Origin of the sequence: Rhizobium sp. GR12, from assembly GCF_036596185.1 — a bacterium.
GTDB classification, from domain to species: Bacteria; Pseudomonadota; Alphaproteobacteria; order Rhizobiales; family Rhizobiaceae; genus Agrobacterium; species Agrobacterium nepotum.
The window spans coordinates 123,904-143,600 of the sequence record NZ_JASXTH010000015.1 but is presented as its reverse complement, the minus strand read 5'-3'; the positions used below and the strand labels follow the sequence as shown (position 1 = coordinate 143,600).

At 58.3% G+C, this 19,697-nt stretch carries 13 protein-coding genes and 1 pseudogene; 9 read left to right on the top strand and 5 right to left on the bottom strand.

The features are described 5' to 3' along the window. Nucleotides 1–227 precede the first annotated feature (227 nt). A pseudogene (locus tag QSK43_RS22995) lies at nt 228–519 on the bottom strand (ATP dependent DNA ligase); the annotation flags it as partial. Nucleotides 520–802: 283 nt separating this feature from the next. On the opposite strand from QSK43_RS22995, the gene QSK43_RS22990 reads away from it, so the two are divergent. Genes QSK43_RS22990 through QSK43_RS22960 form a run of 7 tightly spaced genes read left to right on the top strand, consistent with a single transcriptional unit; the run spans nt 803 to nt 10,426 of the window. Then, a complete protein-coding gene (locus QSK43_RS22990; protein ID WP_332305418.1) occupies nt 803–2,068 on the top strand; it encodes a RhtX/FptX family siderophore transporter in 1,266 nt (421 codons plus the stop codon). Between the two features lie 41 nt (nt 2,069–2,109). Next, nucleotides 2,110–3,465, top strand: coding sequence for a diaminobutyrate--2-oxoglutarate transaminase (locus QSK43_RS22985; RefSeq protein ID WP_332305417.1), 1,356 nt, complete (start codon nt 2,110–2,112; stop codon nt 3,463–3,465). Beyond that, nucleotides 3,462–4,946 carry a pyridoxal phosphate-dependent decarboxylase family protein gene (locus QSK43_RS22980; protein WP_332305416.1) on the top strand — a complete coding sequence of 495 codons (1,485 nt, stop codon included), beginning with the start codon at nt 3,462–3,464 and terminating at the stop codon, nt 4,944–4,946. The genes QSK43_RS22985 and QSK43_RS22980 overlap by 4 nt, the downstream gene beginning before the upstream one ends. Then, on the top strand, nt 4,933–6,687 hold the full coding sequence (locus tag QSK43_RS22975; RefSeq protein ID WP_332305415.1) for an IucA/IucC family protein: 1,755 nt from the start codon (nt 4,933–4,935) through the stop codon (nt 6,685–6,687). The genes QSK43_RS22980 and QSK43_RS22975 overlap by 14 nt, the downstream gene beginning before the upstream one ends. Further along, on the top strand, nt 6,680–7,270 hold the full coding sequence (locus tag QSK43_RS22970; RefSeq protein ID WP_332305414.1) for a GNAT family N-acetyltransferase: 591 nt from the start codon (nt 6,680–6,682) through the stop codon (nt 7,268–7,270). The genes QSK43_RS22975 and QSK43_RS22970 overlap by 8 nt, the downstream gene beginning before the upstream one ends. Nucleotides 7,271–7,272: 2 nt before the next feature. Next, a complete protein-coding gene (gene basC, locus QSK43_RS22965) occupies nt 7,273–8,637 on the top strand; it encodes a putative histamine N-monooxygenase (RefSeq protein ID WP_332305413.1) in 1,365 nt (454 codons plus the stop codon). Further along, nucleotides 8,621–10,426 (top strand): IucA/IucC family protein, encoded by a 1,806-nt coding sequence (locus QSK43_RS22960; protein ID WP_332305412.1) that lies wholly within the window; start codon nt 8,621–8,623, stop codon nt 10,424–10,426. The genes basC and QSK43_RS22960 overlap by 17 nt, the downstream gene beginning before the upstream one ends. Before the next feature lie 37 nt (nt 10,427–10,463). Here QSK43_RS22960 and QSK43_RS22955 read toward each other — a convergent pair whose 3' ends face one another. Continuing rightward, the gene (locus QSK43_RS22955) at nt 10,464–11,411 is read right to left on the bottom strand and encodes a helix-turn-helix transcriptional regulator (RefSeq protein ID WP_332305411.1); all 948 of its coding nucleotides are present in this window, start codon (nt 11,409–11,411) and stop codon (nt 10,464–10,466) included. Nucleotides 11,412–11,575: 164 nt separating this feature from the next. On the opposite strand from QSK43_RS22955, the gene QSK43_RS22950 reads away from it, so the two are divergent. Further along, nucleotides 11,576–13,828, top strand: a complete 2,253-nt coding sequence (locus QSK43_RS22950) for a TonB-dependent receptor (RefSeq protein ID WP_332305410.1) — start codon at nt 11,576–11,578, stop codon at nt 13,826–13,828. Further along, nucleotides 13,828–14,931, top strand: a complete 1,104-nt coding sequence (locus QSK43_RS22945; protein WP_332305409.1) for a GNAT family N-acetyltransferase — start codon at nt 13,828–13,830, stop codon at nt 14,929–14,931. Before QSK43_RS22950 ends, QSK43_RS22945 begins: the two co-directional genes overlap by 1 nt. Before the next feature lie 22 nt (nt 14,932–14,953). On the opposite strand, the gene QSK43_RS22940 is transcribed toward QSK43_RS22945, so the two are convergent. The 3 genes from QSK43_RS22940 to QSK43_RS22930 all read right to left on the bottom strand — a co-directional run bounded on the left by QSK43_RS22940 (nt 14,954) and on the right by QSK43_RS22930 (nt 19,646). Further along, nucleotides 14,954–16,669 carry a chemotaxis protein gene (locus QSK43_RS22940; protein ID WP_332305408.1) on the bottom strand — a complete coding sequence of 572 codons (1,716 nt, stop codon included), beginning with the start codon at nt 16,667–16,669 and terminating at the stop codon, nt 14,954–14,956. Nucleotides 16,670–16,794: 125 nt separating this feature from the next. Then, on the bottom strand, nt 16,795–18,909 hold the full coding sequence (locus QSK43_RS22935; protein WP_332305407.1) for a sensor histidine kinase: 2,115 nt from the start codon (nt 18,907–18,909) through the stop codon (nt 16,795–16,797). Then, a complete protein-coding gene (locus QSK43_RS22930; RefSeq protein ID WP_332305406.1) occupies nt 18,906–19,646 on the bottom strand; it encodes a response regulator transcription factor in 741 nt (246 codons plus the stop codon). The genes QSK43_RS22935 and QSK43_RS22930 overlap by 4 nt, the downstream gene beginning before the upstream one ends. Nucleotides 19,647–19,697: the final 51 nt, after the last annotated feature.

Genomic DNA, 19,697 nt, shown 5'->3' with positions numbered 1-19,697 from the left:
GTTTTCGGTGGCTACATCGTCGACTACTATGGCGCCACTGCACCGTTAACCCTGACGGCGCTCCTGGCTGCAACCACTGTCGCTCTTGGGCTGATGCAGCGCGATAGTTGATCGTTGCGTCTCGAACTCGGACCACGATGGCGAATGCAGAGCACCTGATCACCCGTCGTAGTGCTGGCGTCAGTCACGCCAGCACCCGAGCTTCCGGCTCAGGATCGGAGAGTGCAATCCGTCCATCCGCGAGCTCAATTTCGGCGATTAAAGTGGGTTGGGCGAATACAAGATTTTTATCTTTGAGCGGAACAACCGGCTTTTGCGGTCTTCGGTTTATCGAGAGTTTCCGAAGATACTCCGCATCGCTCGTGCTGAAGCCTGCTCCCACCGAGCCGACCGACACCCAGCTATCGCCCCTCCTGCCTGTGAGCAACAGGCCGCCCAGCTTGCCGCAGGCGGCTTCCGACCATTCGTACCCGACGATCATGGAATACACTTGATCTTCAGCCAGTCTCCCGACCGGCCTACCTCAATAACGCTACGGGCCACGCGTTCAGCTGAGCGAACAAACGGACCTGATCCTGTTCGAAGGCCGTGGCCGCTGGAACTGTTTGCTTCAGTTCTGCCGTGTCGAACCACCGTTCGTAATTGTCCTAATCGTGTTCGTCCATATCCAAGCATTTCCTTGTAGGCGATATAAAGATGATAAAAATACTCCTGTTTAATGCTTCGGAACAGACCGGCGTTTGAAGCGCTGAAAACCTTTCCCAGGTCTGTGGTGTTCCGGGCTCATCAATGCGGTTCTTGCATGGCCCAAATCGACGACGCGATCCCCGGTGACACTGCCCCGACTTCGACTTTCGAGCGGCGGTTAATGTATGTGTTGGGCGGTCTTTACCTCGCTCAAGGGATACCGACTTATCTGCTTTTGGTAGCTCTGCCGCCGATCATGCGCGAGAGTGGGGCATCGCGCACGGCTATCGGGCTGTTTTCGTTGCTGATGCTGCCCCTCATCCTGAAATTCGCGGTCGCACCGTTTGTGGATCGATGGTCTCCTTTGCCCAAGCTCGGTCATCGCCGCAGCTGGGTGGTGCCGACCCAGCTTTTCGTCAGCGCCGGTATCGCTTCCATGGCTTTGGTGGATCCGAGCGATGCCATGGTCCTGTTTGCGATCTGCATATCGATCACGCTCGTGTCCTCCGTGCAGGATATTGCAACGGACGGTTACGCCGTAAGGTGCCTGACCGACAAGACGCGCTCCCTGGGCAATGCCGTCCAGGCGGGGGCCATTGCGCTGGGCGTAATCGTCGGCGGTACGGCGGCACTGGTGATCTTTCATGTCGCGGGATGGCGCACGATGATACTGCTGGTAGCAGTGCTATCGTTGCTGCCCCTTTTTGCCGCCCTGGCGATGCAGCCGGAAGCGCCCACGGCAGGGGAAGAGAAAAAGCGCGCCAGCCTTGGAGGTTTTTTCCGCCGCCCCAATGCCTGGCTGATCCTCGGTTTTGCGCTGACGTACCGGGCAAGCGAAGGTCTCGTTCGTGGTATGGAAGGCACCTATCTGGTTGACAGCAACGTGCCGACTGACTGGATCGGTTACCTTTCAGGTGGAGCGGCGGCAACGGCGGGCCTAATCGGCGTGGCGATCGCTGCTTTCATTATCCGCAAGGTTGGCTTGACGACAACGCTTATCCTGTTGGGTGGCCTCAGAAGCCTTTGTTTCCTCGCCTTCATGCTGAATGCTTCCGGCGTCTGGCCCGGCATGTGGGTGGCTATGTCGGCCTCGGCATTCCAGACGCTGATCCGCTATATGGAGCTGGTCGCCATATATTCCTTCTTCATGAAGAACTCCTCCAATGATCAGCCAGGAACGGATTTTACCATCCTCACCTGCGCCGAGTTGATTGTCTATATGGCGGGAGCTTCCGTAGCAGGCCTGGTTGCCGACCGGATGGGCTATTCCGCGCTCTTTTCCACGGCAACCGTTCTTTCGCTTGCGGGAATGGGACTGTCCGTCTGGTTCCTTCGAAGGATCGGGCGGTGTCCGAGGGCACCTGTTACGGCAGGTGCCTGATACGGACGCGAATCCACAACAATTCCATTGGAGTTGATCTCATGGACACGTTCCCACGGCACGATAACGATTTTTACCTCAAGCGTCAGGCACGCCGTGAATCCAATGCGCGCAGTTATCCGCGGCGGTTTCCCCTTGCGCTGAAATCAGCATCCGGTTGCATTGTTACCGATGTGGAGGGACGCACCTATCTCGATTGCCTCGCCGGTGCCGGAACGCTGGCGCTCGGACACAATCATCCGGAAGTCATTTCCAGCCTTCAGGATGTGCTGGCCTCGGGCCTCCCGCTGCATACGCTCGACCTAGCGACGCCTGTCAAAGACAAATTCGTTTCCGATATCTTCGAGACACTGCCTGCTGGCCTGCGAGACGAGGCGAAGATCCAGTTCTGCTCACCGAGTGGAACGGATGCGGTGGAAGCAGCGATAAAACTTGCCAAGACCGCCACAGGGCGCACAGATATCATAGCGTTTCGTGGCGCCTATCACGGCATGTCGCAAGGGTCGCTATCGCTAATGGGATCGCTCGGACCGAAGGCGGCTATCGGCCAACTGGTGCCAGGAGCGCATTTCTTTCCATATCCCTATGCCTATCGATGCCCCTTCGGACGCGGCGGCGACGAGACAGCGACGCTTGCGGCAGAATATTTCGAAAAGGCGCTGCGCGATCCTGAAGGTGGGATCAATCTCCCTGCGGCGGTTATTCTTGAGGCGGTTCAGGGCGAAGGCGGCGTTATTCCGGCGCCTGTCGAATGGCTGCGCAAGATTCGCGCCGTCACCAGCGAGCTTGGCATTCCGCTGATCCTTGACGAAGTGCAGAGCGGTGTCGGTCGCACCGGAACCTTCTACGCCTTCCAGAAGGCAGGTATCGTGCCGGATATCATCGTGCTTTCCAAAGCGATTGGCGGAGGTCTGCCAATGTCGGTGATGATTTATCGCGAGGGCCTTGATCTGTGGAAACCGGGTGCGCATGCCGGCACATTCCGGGGCAACCAGCTAGCCATGGCAGCTGGATCGAAAACGCTGGAGATCATCAAGCGCGACGGGCTTGTGGAACGAGCAGCGATTGCCGGGCGAAGGCTGCGGTCCAATCTGGAACGCATCCAGAACCATACCCCCTATATCGGCGAGGTTCGCGGCGAAGGGCTGATGCTGGGTGTCGAGGTGATCGACCCGGCGCGCAATCCGGACAGCTCCGGCCATCCACCGCATGGCAGCGATACCGCTAGGGCGATCCAGAACGCGGCATTTCGTGCCGGTCTAATTCTGGAAACCGGTGGTCGCCATGGCAGCGTTCTCAGGCTTCTTCCGCCGCTGACCATTTCCGACGCAGAGATTGATCAGGCCTCCAATATTCTCTCGGATGCCTTCCTGCGCCTTGGACGCAACGCTGCATGAGCGTCGCTTTACTGTACAGCAAACAGGCGGGTGTTGCGGATGACGAATTGTCCGCCACCATCCTTGGCCCCGGGGTATCCGCACGCTCGGCTTATCGTCAGGCGATGATGACTGCAGTGGCGATGATTACCGAAAACACGACCCGGACCAAAATTCACTCCGGCGTCGATGTTGACGGCCTGCGCGGTTTTCTGGCAGGGCTGGACGTCTGCCCGGAACAGGGTACCGGTGTTTTCGCAGCACTCGAGGAGGTCGGCCTTCCGGCGGTACGGCATGCGCTGGATGTCGGTAATCCCGCAACCATGGCGCACCTTCATTGCCCGGTGGCGGTGCCAGCACTTGCGGCGGAGGTGCTGATTTCCGCCACCAACCAATCACTCGATTCCTGGGACCAGTCACCTTTCGCGACGCTGGTGGAGGAACGGGTACTGTCATGGCTGACAGGGTTTACCGGACTGCCGGAAACGGCGAGCGGCAGCTTCACCAGCGGCGGCAGCCAGTCCAACATGACGGCACTCTATCTCGCAGCAGAGAGACACGGGCCGGCGGCGCGAAGCCGTGGTGTCCTCTTCACTTCGGAACAGTCGCATTTCAGCATCCAAAAAAGTGCGTCTCTCCTCGGTTTTGCCAAAGATGCTGTGATCACAATTGCAACGGATGACGTGGGTTGCATGTCCGTGCCCGCCCTGCGAGCCGCAATCGCTGATGTGACAGCGCAAGGCCGGCCGCTCGTTGCGGTGGTGGCAACTGCGGGCACCACCGACCTTGGCGCTATCGATCCCCTGGCGGAAATTGCCGATCTGGCAAAGGCGAATGGGTTGTGGCTGCATGTGGATGCGGCCTATGGCGGCGGACTGCTGTTTTCGCGGCATCGCCATCACCTGGCGGGAATAGAGCGGGCGGATTCGATCGCACTCGACTTCCACAAGATGCTGTTCCAGCCGATCAGCTGTGGCGCCCTGCTTTTGGGAGATCGCAACCATTTCTCGCCACTGGCAATGAAGGCGGACTATCTCAATCCGGAAGTTTCGATTTTCGGCAATGTGCCAAACTTCGTGGAGTCGTCGGTCCAGACAACCCGACGCAGTGATGCGCTGAAGGTGCTGATGACGCTGCGCTCAATCGGGCGGGAAGGGCTCGACGCACTGATCTGCAAGACACTCGATAATGCGGCTGCGGCCGCGCAAGCCGTGCGGATGCGCGATTACCTACACTTGGCGCAAGAACCGGCATTGTCGACTGTCCTGTTCCGCTATGTATCGCCGCAAGGACCTGAACAGTCTGACGAACTGACGCTTGTCATTCGGGCAGAACTGTTCCGTACCGGCATTGCTGCACTTGCAACCACCGTCCTTGACGGGCGGGTTCATTTTAAGCTGACGCTTCTCAATCCCCATTCCACACCCGACGTCATTGGCCGTGTTCTAGACGCGGTCGGAGAGATGGCGCGCGAACTGGAGAACGACGATGTACGCACGTAAAGCCGCAACCCTAGCGCTTCGATCCCTGCTCAACTGCGTGGCCCGCGAATATGTGGACCTTTGCTTGTGGGGACACGACAGCGGCAGGCAAAAACTGACGCTGAACTTTCCCGGACATGGCGGCAGTCTGAGGGTGCCGGTGCTCTATCGTTCCGCGACCGGGCATCATCTCTTTGGTGAGCCGTTGGTGCTGAGTGACGACAACGGTACCAACACGGTCAGCGCAGAGGATGCGATTGGCATCATCGTCGGGCGTATTGAGGCGACTGCATCCGAGGAAGGCCGCAATGACCTTCTGAACCGCACCCATTCCAGCCGTTTGTTGGTGGAGGCGGCGCTTCGCACCCGCGAGAACGATCTTGTCACACTGATTGGTGAGGAGGTTTCTTTCATCGAAGCTGAGCAGGGGCTTATTGCCGGTCACGGTATACACCCTTGCCCCAAAAGCCGTGAAGGCATGACGGAAGACGAGGGCAAACGCTACTCGCCTGAATTTGCCGCAAGCTTTCCGCTGCGCTGGTTCGCCGTAGCGCGTGGACTTTACCATACTGGCCATTCCGATGGTTCTGCCACCGCCGAGGAGTGGCTCGACGCAGTGGACGGCGAAACATTGGCTGCCCTGCGCAACGGGGTGCCCGACGGAGACTTCGCCTTCCTGCCGGTACACCCCTGGCAGGCGGACGCCATGCTGCAACAGCCGGATGTCGCAGCCCTGATCGCCGCCGGTAAAATCGTGGATTGCGGAGAGGCAGGCAAGCCATGGTTCCCCACCTCCTCTGTGCGCACGCTTTACCGGCCGGATGCCCCGTTCATGCTGAAGTTATCGCTCGGCATCGGCATAACCAACTCGGTGCGTGTCAATCTTGCCCGTGAACTGCTGCGCGGGAATGACATGTATCGCTTCCGGGCAAGCCGTCTGTGGCAGGACCTGAAAACGGATTATCCCGGCCTGAACCTCATGCCAGACCCTGCCTATATGGGTGTTGCGGTCAACGGCAGTGTGATTGATGGTCTTTCCGTTACGATGCGCGAAAACCCGTTCCATGGCGGTGAGGTTGGTCGGAACGTGAGTCTGCTCGCCGCCCTGTGCGAGCATCTGCCGGAGCGTGGCAGCAGACTGGGTGCGTTGATCAGCAGGCGGGCGGATATTGAGGGCCGCCCGGTGGAAGCTGTCGCCGCAGATTGGTTCTCGCGTTTCCTGACGGTTTTCGTCACGCCGGTGTTTGCTCTCTACCTGCGCCACGGGATCGCAATCGAGGCACACCAACAGAACATGTTGATCGAAATTGCTGACGGTTATCCGGTTGCCGCGTTCTATCGCGATAATCAGGGTTTCTTCCACCACGAGCGCGGCCATCTGGCATTGAACGCCGCCATTCCGGGCATAGGGATCCGCAGCGAATCCGTCTTCGGCGAGGAGCCGGTGGATGAGCGCATCCTCTATTACGCTTTCATCAATTCCATTCTCGGCATGGTCGGGGCTCTGGGGCGTGAGGGTTTGATCGAGGAAGAGGCCTTGATTTCGCAGCTGCGCGCAGCACTCATCAAACTCAATGCGGAAGAAGGCGGTCAATCACGTCTGGTGGAAAAGATGCTGGCGCCCGTTCTGCAGTGCAAGGCCAACCTCAAGACGCGACTTGCGCAGATGGATGAGCTGGTCGGACCTCTGGAAACACAATCGGTCTATCTGCAAATTGACAATCCGCTGTTTCAGCATGCGCGGGCGCAGGCTCATGGATAACCTGACAATAACCGGCGCCGGTTTTGCCTATTCCCGTTACGATCCGGACATAGGCAGGACGATTAGCTTTCGGCTACTGGACAAGGGGCGCGATCTCGACCTGTTGTGGCGCTGGATGAACCAGGCCCATGTCGTACCGCAATGGAAGATGGCAAAGCCGAAAGAGCATATCGCGGCCTATATCGACACCAATCTGGCTGACCCGCATCAGGATCCATATATCGGTTTCATCGATGGCACGCCTATGAGCTACTGGGAGGCCTATTGGGCCAAGGACGATATTCTTGGTCGCCATTATCCGGCTGCTGACAAGGATCGCGGCTGGCACATGCTGGTGGGAGAGCCTTCATTTTTTGGCAAAGGCATCGCGCCTGCGGTGATCCGGGCGTTTACCCGCTTCCTTTTTCTCGATGATCCCGCCACGGAAAAGGTGGTGGGGGAACCGAGTGTCGAAGCTCGTCGCCTGCTGCGATATGCGCCGATCTGCGCCTTTGAGGAGCAGGGCGAAATCGACCTGCCGGACAAACGCGCCAAACTGATGTTCTGCCATCGACAGCGTTTCATCGAACAATTTGGACTATGACCATGACCACACTCGATCTTACCGGCATCGGTATCGGGCCATTCAATCTTGGCCTCGCTTCGCTTCTATCCTCCCACCCGGAAGTTTCGGCAAAGTTTCTGGAGCGCAAACCGAGTTTCCGCTGGCATGAGGGTCTCATTTTGCCGGGGACGACGCTGCAGGTGCCGTTTCTTGCCGACCTCGTTTCCATGGCGGATCCGACGCATCGCCTGAGCTTTCTCAACTATCTGGCGGCCCATGACCGTCTCTACAAATTCTATTTCTATGAGAATTTCCTGATCCCGCGCCAAGAATACGACGATTATTGCCGCTGGGCCTCGCAACAGCTCGATAGCTGCCGGTTTGGCGAAACCGTTGCCGACGTGCAGCACGACGCTGCTACCGACACTTTCGTAACCGAAACCCGCTCCGTGAGCGGAACGACACGCAGCTATCGCAGCCGCAATATCGCTGTAGGGATCGGAACCTCGCCCTACCTGCCGAAGTGGCCAGGTCTGCAGGCCAATGCCCCGCTTTTCCATTCGGCCGAATTTGCGAAGCGCAAGGCTGAGTTGATGAAAGCTCGTCGTGTGACGGTGATTGGATCGGGCCAGAGTGCGGCGGAATGCGTGCTGGCGCTCTTTAGCGAGTTGACACCTCAAAAGGTGGCGGCGGGAGCATCTATTCGCTGGATCACCCGTTCAGCGGGCTTCTTCCCAATGGAGTATTCCAAGCTCGGATTGGAATATTTCACGCCCGACTATATGCGCGAGTTCCACAAGCTGCCGCGCGCGACACGCCGTCAGACGGTTGCCGATCAGGGATTGCTCTACAAGGGCATCAGCTTTTCGACGATAGGGGATATCTTCGATCTGCTCTATGAGCGCTCGATCGGCGGTCGTGACCCAGGCCTGTCCCTATCACCCAACTGCGATGTCACCGATATCCAAACCATGGGTTTTGCCGGCGGTCTGAGGATCGGTCTGCGGCACAATCTTTCCGGCGAGGAAAGCGCCGTCGAGGCCGATGAGATCGTCTCGGCGACCGGCTATCGCCATGCGTGGCCGCAATGGCTTGACGTACTGAAAGGGCAGATACTGGAAACCTGCGAGGGTGGCGACTTGATCGTCGACGCGGATTTCCGCGCCAGACGTCGCGACGGCGGAGCAGGAGCCATCTTCGTTCAAAATGCCGAAACCTTCCAGCATGGCGTCGGCGCGCCAGACCTTGGTCTCGGTGCTTTCCGCAATGCTGTCATAATCAATCAGTTGCTCAAAAGAGAGCACTACCGGGTCACCGCGCGATCTGCCTTCCAGGATTTCGGGATTCCGCAAGACCACGCCCCGTCCTCGAAAATTTCAGGAGATGTCTATGCCCGCGCCGTTTGAAACGCTCTATCACCCCGCCTTTGCGCCGGCCCTTTGGAGAGATACCGCCCGCCGGCTGCTGGCCAAGGTGATCGAGGAGTTTGCCTATGAACGCGTTTTCCCCGTCACGTTGGAAAAGCCGGGTCATTACCGGATCGATTTTTCAACGGTTTCCTACAGTTTCAAAGCCAAGTCATACGTGTTCGATAATCTCTCGGTTGAACCCCAGACCATTGTCAGACATGCCGATGGCGTCAGCAAGCCGGTTCATGATCCGCTGGCCTTCTGCGCGGAAGTACTACCGGACCTTGGCGTCAAGCCCATGACAGTCGCGCATTTCATCCGTGAGCTTGGCAATACCCTCGTTTCGGATGCTCACATCGCCGCTCGTGCCGGCAAGACCGGTGCCGAGCTTGCCGAACTCGATGATATGCACATGGAAGGCGAGATGACCGGACATCCATGGGTCACGGTTAGCAAAGGACGTATCGGCCTCGGTTATGCGGACTATCTCGCCTATACCCCGGAAAACCGATCGGCATTGAAGATTGTCTGGATCGGGGTAAACCGCGAGCGGGCGTCCTTCATTGGCGAAGCGGGGCTGACAAATGAACGGCTGGTGAGCGAGGCTGTCGGCGAGGTGCTTTACGCATCTTTTGTTGCCACGTTGAAATCTGCAGGCCTCTCTACGGAGACGCACGACATTATGCCGGTTCACCCGTGGCAGTGGGACCACATGATCGTGCCGCACTTTGCCGCCGATATTTCATCCGGGCATATCGTGCTTCTGGGGGAGGGCGATGACCTCTATCTACCGCAGCAGTCCGTCCGCACCCTATCGAATGTCAGCAACCCGGAAAAATCAACGCTGAAACTGTGCATGACGATTCTCAACACCGCAGTTTATCGCGGTATTCCCGGCAAGCGGGCGCTGACGGCAGCGCCGTTCACGACGTGGCTTGACGAGCTTTTGAAGAATGACGCTTTCCTCTCGAAAGATTGCGACCTCGTGCTTCTGGGAGAACGGGCGGGCATGCACTATATGCATCCACAGTTTTCGAAGGTTCCCGGCGCGCCCTACCAGTTTAATGAGATGCTTGGATGCCTGTGGCGCGATAGCCTGGGAGGCCATCTAAAGCCCGGTGAAACCGGCATGCCGCTTGCCGCTTTCATGCATGCAGGTAGCGACGGCAAGCCGGTGGTGCAGGCTCTGGCGGAAAAAGCAGGTGTCAGCGTCGAAAGCTGGCTGGCCCGTTTCTTTGATGTCGTCCTGCCTCCAGTGTATCATTTTCTCGCCCGTCATGGCCTGGCCTTTTCCGCCCACGGGCAGAACGCGACCGTGATCTTGAAAGACGGTTTGCCAGTGCGGTTGGCGCTGCGCGATTTCATCGATGATGTCATCGTCTGCGACCTGAATTTCCCGGAGAGTGACAGTCTGCCGAAGGAGGTTCAGGAAGTGCTGCTACGCCTGCCGGCGGACTTCCTGATGCACTTCGTCCAGACAACGCTATTCATTTGCGTCTTCCGCTACATGTCAGTGCTGCTGGACAAGAGGTCGGGGTTGTCGGAGGCGACATTCTGGGCGCTGGCTGGAGAAAGCGTCCGACGCTATCAGGCGCGCTTCCCTGACATGGCGGAACGTTTCGCAATCTTCGATCTGTTCGGAAGTGAATATCCCCGGCTTTGCCTCAACCGCGTGCGCCTGTTCACCCATGGCTATGCTGACGATGACGAGCGTCCGGTGCCGGATTTCCAGGGTATGGTGGACAATCCTCTCGTCCGTTTCGACCGGAAGAAAGATGCGGCCTGACGAGCCGGGCGATCGGCTCGACGGTTTAACGTTATGGTCACACGGGTTGCGCCGTCATGCGGCGCAAATCCGTAGGGCATATGCCGTAGCGACTGCGGAAGGTCCGGTTGAAATAGGACAGATCGTTGAAACCGACGCTGTAGACGATCTGGCTGATCGGGGTTGCGGCATTGTCGGCAAGTATCAGGTTTTTGGCGAGTACAAGCCGTCGCTCCAACACGTAGCGCGAAAAGGTCGTTCCCGCCCGACTGAAAAGCTTTTGGATCGCGCGCGGTGTGATCCCTTCGGCTTGTGCCACATCGGCTATGGAAAAGGAGCCGTCGGTCAGATTTTCCTCAATCATCCCCTTGATTGCTTCAAGGCGGCTTTGCGGAATAGCGGAAGGTGTAGCCTCGGCCACATATTGGGCTAGAACGGGGAGCAGAGAATAGAAATGCGCCACCATCATACTGGCGTGCTCTTTGTCCTGATGGTCCTGCCGCAGTAGATATCCCGCATAGTTGGTCAACAACTGCAACGGCAGGCATTCTGCTGAAAAGGGCCGCAATAGAATCCGGTCGATCGACTTTCGTATAAGGGTGATGGCGGCATGTGGAAGATGGGCGCAGTCGAGGCGCCCACCTTCCGGCAGAACGATTTCCGACATCATGTCCGAGGGAAGAAGAATGACATCACGCGGCGCCATTTCAAAGGTTTGCTTGCTATGATGGACGATTAATGGGCCGTCAGTGGCCCTCAATATCACGATATCATGCGTGCCGACTCCGTGTGTGGACAGTCGAAGTGAGGTCCTTGGCAGGTAGACGGTCGCCAAGGAGAGGTCTTCATGTTTCCAGACAAGACCGGTCACTCCTGCCAGATCACCATCTTCGACGGTAATCGTTGCTTCCCCCAGCATATCCAGAAGGATCGTACGGCAGACTAGCCTGCTTTCTGAATCGGGCAGGGAGAGGGTTCCAAGTTTCAGGGGTCGGATCACTTCCATGAAAAATCAAACCTGCCTTTTCTGTTGATGTTCGCATCTATCCAAATCGGGTTCGTCCCTATCCAAGCCCGGCCGTTTCATAGCGCATAAAACATGATAAAAATAGTCTTGTATTTTTCCCGATCGGACGACTCGGGAGATATTTTTTGCGCATTGGGGGCGACATGATCGGAAAATGGAATGTCGGCGTTAGTCTTGTGGCTATCGCCGTCGCAATCGGGGGCGGCGACAACGTCGCGCAGGCGCAGGATGCATCGCAGAACGCGCAATCAGGCAATAGTCCTACGGTGCTGGAGCCGATCGTTGTGAGCGGCAACCGTATACCCCAGCAAATCTCGCGGACAGCGCGAACGATTTATGTCGTTGATGCACAGGCCATCGAGGCCGAAGCCCGCTCCGGCAAGTCGCTTCAGCAAATTCTCGCTGAGAAAGTTCCAAGTTTCGACCCCGCCAGCGAAGGTGCACGCACAGCTTATGGCCAGAACCTGCGGGGACGCACCGCCCTCATTCTCATCGACGGTGTTTCGATGAACTCGGCGCGCTCGCTCAGCCGCCAGTTTGATTCCATCGATCCGTTCAATATCGAGCGCGTCGAGGTCCTGTCCGGCGCAACGGCAATCTACGGCGGCAACGCCACAGGCGGTGTCATCAACATCATCACGAAGAAGGGTAAGGATGCGCCGGAAGGTCTGCATGGCGAAGTCACCGCTGGCCTCGGCAGCGGCTTTGGCCATACCCGCGACATTGACCGCAACGGTGCGGGTGCCGTGACCTATAACAGCGAAAACTGGGATGCGCGTTTCTCCATCGCCGGTAACCAGACAGGAGCCTTTTACGATGGCTCCGGCACGATGCTCACCCCCGATATTACCCAGACGTCCACAGCATTCAACAAGCGCGTCGATTTCATGGGAACTGTGGGCTTACAGATCGATGACGACCGGCGCCTCGAGGTGTCCGGCCAGTTTTATGATAGCGCCCAGGATTCGCCGTTTGGGCTTTATCTTGGCGCGCGTCTGGGTGGGGTAACCAATCCCAATCTGGTTGAAACGCGCGATGGCTACCGGTCGGATTTCAATCCCCGCACGCGCCGCACCATGGTGAACGCGACTTACACCGACAACGATTTCCTGGGGCAGGAACTGCTTTTGCAGGGCAGCTTCCGGCGGGAAGAAATTCGGTTCCACCCGTTTCCGGGTCGCGCGATTGTTTCTCCCTTCACCTATTTTGGCGGTAGTTCGCAGGATACTGATTACTACAGCCTGAAGGCAGCGATGATCTCGGAGCCTCTGGACGGACTGAGGGTGACATATGGCATCGATGCCGATCGGGATTCCCTGAGTTCCAAGCAGAACGTCTTCGATTTCCTGACAGTCGCGACGACCGGTGCGATGAACTTCAAAACGAGCGGCATTACCGGGCTCTATCCCGAGATCGATGTCTCGACCGTGGCCGGTTTTGTCCAGGGATCTTATGAGGCAACAGACAGGTTGACGGTCAATGGTGGCGTTCGTTACCAATATGCCACCACCGATGTCTCAAGCTTCGTTGATACGCGGCAGCAGATCGCCATTCTCAACGGGGTGGGCTCCTCTGCAGATGCCATCCCGGGCGGAGATGTCAGCTATGATGCCGCTCTGTTTAACGCCGGCGCGACCTACGAGCTGACTGACACGCAGCAGGTCTACGCCAATTTCGGCCAGGGCTTCGAGCTTCCTGACCCGGCAAAATATTATGGGTTCGGGAACTATAGGCTCGTCGGCGGCCGTTATGTCCTCTTGAACAGCGTCAATGTCGCCGGCTCCGCACTCCAGGCGATCAAGACCAATTCATTCGAAGTCGGTTACCGCTTCAACGACGATACATACAGCTTCGAAACAGCGGCGTATTACTCGCATTCCGATCGATCCGTCGAATTGAACCGTACAACTTTGGCGGTCGATGTCCTTGATCGTGCGCGACGTGTCTATGGCATCGAGGCCAGCGCCAGTGCGAAACTGGAATACGGTTTCGATGTGGGTACATCCGGCCATTGGGTGAAATCGGAGATCAAGTCAGACGGCGACTGGGAGAAGGAAAGCATCGGCACGGCCAGTGTTTCCAAGCTCGGCGGTTATGTTGGCTGGACAAAAGATAACTTCAACGTCAAGCTCGCCGGTCAACACGTCTTCAGTCTTAAAGACGATGACAGCCATAAGATGGGTGGTTACACCCTCTTTGATCTAACCGGTGCCTATCGTTTCGAAGCGCAGGACACAACGCTGCGCTTCGGCGTGATGAACCTGTTCGACAAGGATTACTCGACCATATGGGGCGCACGCGCCAACGCCCTTTACGGGGCTTTGGCAAATGAAGCCGTGTTCGACTACAAGGGACGCGGACGCACTTTCGCCGTTTCACTGACGAAAGTTTTCTGATGGATCATCAGGGCGACATGCGGCGGGGGATCGTTACTCCCGCCACACCCCGCGAGGTCGGCGGGATGAGTGGTCCTGTCGTCTATCGTGCCTTCAATCTCCATGGCCGAGGCCCGGTCGAGGTATATCGGGAGGGCCGACGGGTTCTGGTTTCCGATGCTGATGGAGCAAAGGCAGTTTTCCTTCTTTCTACGGATGACAATGGTGGACAGATTGAGGTTGGTGAGGTGTCGGCCATGGCGTCAGGCACCTGGCGTTTGGCCGCCGCAGCGTTTGAGTGTCTGTTTTCCACATCTCCCGCGCTTCGATTCCTGACGCTGTCGGGCAATGGCTGGGCAGGGCTTAAAGACGAGTTTACGGCCCAAGGGCTTTACGCGCAGGTGAGATCTACCTCTACCCCTCCTGCCGTGTGGGCGGATATGTTCTGGCAGACGCCCGGTCTCTGGACTGCACCTGTCACCGGTCTGTTCCCCCGTCACGACATCCATGACGGCAGGGTGTCGCATCCATTACGTCCGCCGAAACCGGTGGGGGCGGTTTATGCCCGTTTCATCCCCTGGCTCGGCGGCGTCCTGTCGCTTGATGTCGCGACGCTGGATGATCTGCCGGAGGTGCACAGCTGGATGAATAGTCCGCGTGTGAACGAGTTCTGGCACGAAGCGGGAGATGAAGACCGACACAGCCGTTATCTTGAGGGCATGTTCGCCGACGAGCACATCATGCCGCTCATGGGCCGTTTCGATGGTAGACCGTTTTCCTATTTCGAGGTCTATTGGGCAAAGGAAGATGTGGTTGGCAGCTTTTGCGATGCGAGCGACTACGACCGTGGTTGCCATGTAATTGTCGGTGACGAGACATGCCGTGGCCGCAACTGGTTTACCGCGTGGCTGCCTTCGCTGTTGCACTATATGTTTATTGATGATCCGCGCACCGAGCGGATCGTGCAAGAGCCAAGCAGCAACCATCATCGACAATTGCGAAATCTGCAAAAGTCCGGCTTTTCACATGTCAAAAGCGTCGATTTACCGACGAAACACGCCGCTATCATGGCAATTGGCAGGCAACGATTCTTCTCGGACCGGCTGTGGCATCCGGCCATGTGATAGCCGTAGTTTGCCTAGCGAGTCAGTGAGATGTTCGGCAATCCTGAACGGGAGCGGAGGCCGGTTCTTTCTGCCCGGAAGCAAGATCGGCCGGCAGGTAGCGAAGATGCACGTCGCGCTCCTTCGCCATCGTGTAGAGCTTGTAGATCCGTGCCGAAAACGGCTGAATTTTCTCCGCGAATGCGGAAATGTCCGGGGCGTCGCCACTGACCAGTTCGCCCGCCACCTGACGGCATTCGTTCAGGACGTCGCCGAGTTCGCTTTCGAAATCGAGCTTGATCACGGCAGCACTGATGCGGCTGAAAACGGCTTGACCTTCCGTCGCGAGATCATCGAGACCCATTTCCATCTGGCCCTTCGCGCGGCTTATGGCCTCCAGCGCGTCGTTCAATGGCTCCGGCAGGTCGCCGGCGCTACGGTCCGCCGTCATCAGATTTCCGATCACGCTTTCGATGCGATGGAGATTGGAAACGATCGAATCCGCCGGGCTTTCCAGCTTGTCGGCAAAGATCCGCAATTCGCCGCTGACGACATTGACCGAGCGGCCTTCGTCACCCAGTTTCGAGCAACGCAGGTTCAAGTTGAGCGCCATATAGTGGATTTCGGTTTTGATCGAGCGCAGCACCTCGATGCCGTGCAACAGATCTTGCGCGGTTCCGGTGACCGAAGAGACGACGGCGTTGGCATCCGCCATGCCTTCCTGAACACGTTCGGCCAGATCGCAAGCCCTGGTTATATCCCTCTCAAGCAGTTGCAGCGCGCTGCCGCCATCATTGGCGGCGTCTTCGACCAGCGTGTCACGCAGCGAAAGAATGGTTGCCGCATCGTCCGCAAAACTTGCGATGCCTGCAAAAATCTTGCGGCAATCCCGCTGGAACGTGGTCGCCAATTCATCGATCTGGGCGCTGACCATCTCGAAGACGGCGTCACAAAGGGCATCCGTTTCGGCGGCATTTAAAGCCTTCGCCTCTTTGGAATTCAGATAATCATCGAACAGGGACAGCGCCATCTGCACATGTTCGACGCGTTGGCGGGTGATGTCACCGATCTGGAGAGACGACAGTGTCGCAGCGATCTTGCCCTGCACGCGCTGCGCTACCGTTTTCACCTTGGCTGCCATGCCCGTCATGGCACGATGTTGTTCGCCGATACGACCGGAATTGGTCTTCAAGCCGCTGACAATACCCGGGATCGTCGCTTCGAAATCTGCGCCGATGACGGAGGAAACGTTGCGGGCCCTGGCAAGCTGCTTGTCCATGAGATCGAGATATTGCGCGAATTTGCCGACTTCAGTGCCGCCGAAATGGATGCGCTCGCGGATTTCCTCGGCAAAGGAGGAGAATTCGGCGATGCCTGCGCCGGTGATCTTTACCGTGACTGCAAAGGTTTTCAGGTAACGGATCGTCTCGCGGATATCATCGACATGGCCGTTTGCGGATTTGCAGAGGGAACTCATTTCGACAAAAGCGGCTTGCCGCACCTGTTCGGTCTCCGGCAGGCGGATCATGTCCTCAATGGTCTTTTGCATGTTGGCCATTGCGGCATCGGCGGTGTAGCTGTCCATCGAATCCGTCATGCGGTCCAATATGGCGATAAGCTCGTTCAGGATGTCCATGACCGAAACGAGCACCGATCCGCCCTCGAGAAAGGTTTTCTCGATACGAGACTGCGCGGTTGCAAGGCGCGCGGTCAAATAGGCTTGCGGATCACTGGCTTCAGCTTTTGGTTGATTTCTCACGACGGCACTGTTTCCCATATTCGGATGGCGTGATCGTAGCTGGCAGGACGAAAGGGACAGTGAATATTCTGAGTTGACCGCGGGTTAACGCTTCGATTGGTTGACCAATTCCTATCTTCGCGAGGTCATCGACCATGGGCGTGGTCGGGGCCAGCCGGAAAAGTCAGTTGCACCCTTGCGCCTTCACCGGGTTTCGAAACGATATGCGCCTCGCCGCCGCTCTGGCGGACGAAGCCGTAGACCATGGCGAGGCCAAGGCCTGCCCCGCCGTGTTCTTGCCGGGTGGTGAAATAGGGCTCGAAGGCCTTGTCCACGGCCTCGGGCGTCATGCCCACTCCCTCATCGGTGACGGCAATCACTAGTGCATCCTTCTCGAAAGCGGCGCTGATCGAGATCAGGCCACCATCAGGCATGGCCGCTGCGGCATTCAGGCAAAGGTTGAGGATGGACTGCTCAAGGAGGGCAGGGTCGAGCGGTATCGAAGGAAGATCCTCGTCGAGGTCAAGCGCGATCCGGCATTTCGGGCCGACTGCAATCTCGAGGATATCGGCCATGCCGCGCAGCAGGTTTGCGACGTTGATGTGGTTCGCGTGGATCGGCTGCTGGCTGCCGATGGTCAGCATGCTGCTGGCCAGAGAACGGCCACGGTCCGCAGCCTTGCGGATACGGGCGATGTGCCGTTTCTGGCGGTCGTTGAAGCCTGCTTCCCGTTCCAGCAGGCCGAGGCTGCCGGTGATGATGCCGATCATGTTGCCGACTTCATGGCTGACCTGATGGGTCATGCGCATGATGCCGTCCAGCCTCTGGGCTTTCGCGGCTTCCGCCTCCTGGCGATCGAGAGCGGTCACGTCGCGGGCGAGCAGCACGATGCCGCCATCCGGCTGGCGAGACATCGACACTTCGATCACCCGCTGGTCCTCGGTGCGATGGCGCACGACAGCGCGGTCCATCAATTTGCCCTGCTCACTTTCGAAAGGCAGTAGAAACGGATCGATTTCCGGGATCGGCTCGACAAAACGGCGAAGCTGCAACTTTCGCGATGAGCCGGAGCGCCCGACAAGCTCGATGATCCGTCGGTTCATGGTGATCGGACGGCCGGTCGGATCGAACAGTGCTATTCCCTCATTCATGTTGCGGAAGGTGGAACGGATGGTGCGGGCCGCCGCTTCCGCCGTGCGCCGGAGACGGGAGACACGATCGACGCTGTCATGGAAGGCGCGGAAGGCATCGAGCAGGCGGATCAGCTCCGTCTCTGGTCCGGTGTAAGATGGCGGGCCGACATCCTTCTCTCCCTTGGCGAGCGCGTTCATGCCGTTGGAAAGCGTCGCGATCCCGCGCGAGACGCGCATCACCGATTTGATCGAGAAGATCGCCACCACCAGAACCAGAAGGGAGGCGACAGCAACGATGACAAGTAGCCGGCTAATGGCATCCGAGGTCGAGATCAGGTCCTCGTTCAAGCTGCGGGCAACCGCGTCGCTCTGGGTTTCAGTGACGTGGGAGAGATCGCGCGACACGATGTGAAGCCGCGACACCGAGGCGCGGATCGCGAACATTTCCAGGAGATAGCGGCTCTGGGCTTCGAAGACCCGTTCATAGGGTCGCAGCTCGGCCACGGGGAGCCGCTCCCCGGGATAGCCTTCCTGGCGCGCGGTGGTTTCGGCAACGTAACGGCGGCGGAGTTCGCCAAGCTGGAAGAGGCTGTCGGATGCGGATGCGGCCTGCACGATGCCGTTCATACGCCGGCGCAGTTCCGGATCGACGATGCCCAGACCGGTGGCAATCTCGCCAAGTGCTGCTGCCGCTTCCGCCTTGTGGCCCTGTGCGGCATCGGCGTCCTTTGCGAGATCCAGCGTCTGTGTCCTGATGAGTTCGAGAAGTTCGACGATGCGTTCGCTGGCAAAGCCGCGGGTGACCCGGTCGTCACTGCCCTGTCCTGTCATTTCGAGCAGGATGTCGACCTGCTGGACCACCGACCGGCTTTCGCTGGAAACGCGATAGGGCGAGGCGGCGTTCATCAGGAACGGCGCGCTTGAGACGAGATCGGAGACCTGTCGCGAGACCAGCGATGCCTTGGTAAGGCTGGAAAATGCCTGAAGACCATATGCGGCCATTTCATCACGGGCCCGCTGCAGGCCGTAGATGGCGATGGCGGAAAGGCTGAAGACGAGAATGCAGATGAAGACGATCGCGAAGGGCAGGCGAAAGGCGATCGAGGAAAGGAAGGAGCGGCTGATCACGGGGAAAGCTCGCCCTCGCCGGTATGCAGGACATAACCCTTGCCACGCCGCGTCTTGATATGACGCGGCAGATCGGGGTTTCGCTCGATCTTGCGCCTCAGCCGCAGTACCAGCACGTCGACATTTCTATCGATATAGCGGTCGCTTTCCGAGCCCAGCCTGTCGAGTATCTGGGAGCGGCTGACGGGTTGGTTGGGCGTTTCGGCCAGGATTTCCAGAAGTGCGAATTCGGCACTCGTCAGCGTTCTGCTGCGATCGGTCAGGCAGATGGCCTGTCGGGCATTGAGATCAATCGCCCAGTCGCTGAGGAGCAATGCTGCCCGGCCGTGATCGCGCTCGCTGTCCTTTTCCTGCTTCAAGGAGGGGATCGTCCGGCGCAGCACGGCCTTGATCCGTGCCGTGAGTTCGATCGGTTCGAAGGGTTTGACAACGTAATCGTCGGCGGCCGTCTCCAGACCGAGAACCCGGTCGGCGGCGCTGCCGGCAGCCGTCACCATGACGATGCCGATATCGATCCGGCTGCGCAGTCTCTGGGCAAAGGCGCGGCCGGAGGTGCCGGGCAGATTGTGGTCGACCAGCACAAGCTGCATCACGTCCTTCGCCAATATCTCGTCCGCCTCCTCGGCGGAGCGCGCGCTGGTGGGCAGCCAGCCTTCGGCCTCGACGAGGTCCGAGATGAGCTCTGCCATATCCGGATCGTCCTCGACGATCAGAATGCGAACCTTCTGATTAAGCAATGCGTATTCCTCCCGCCGCCATCATAGGCACGCTGGAAGCGATCTTCAAAG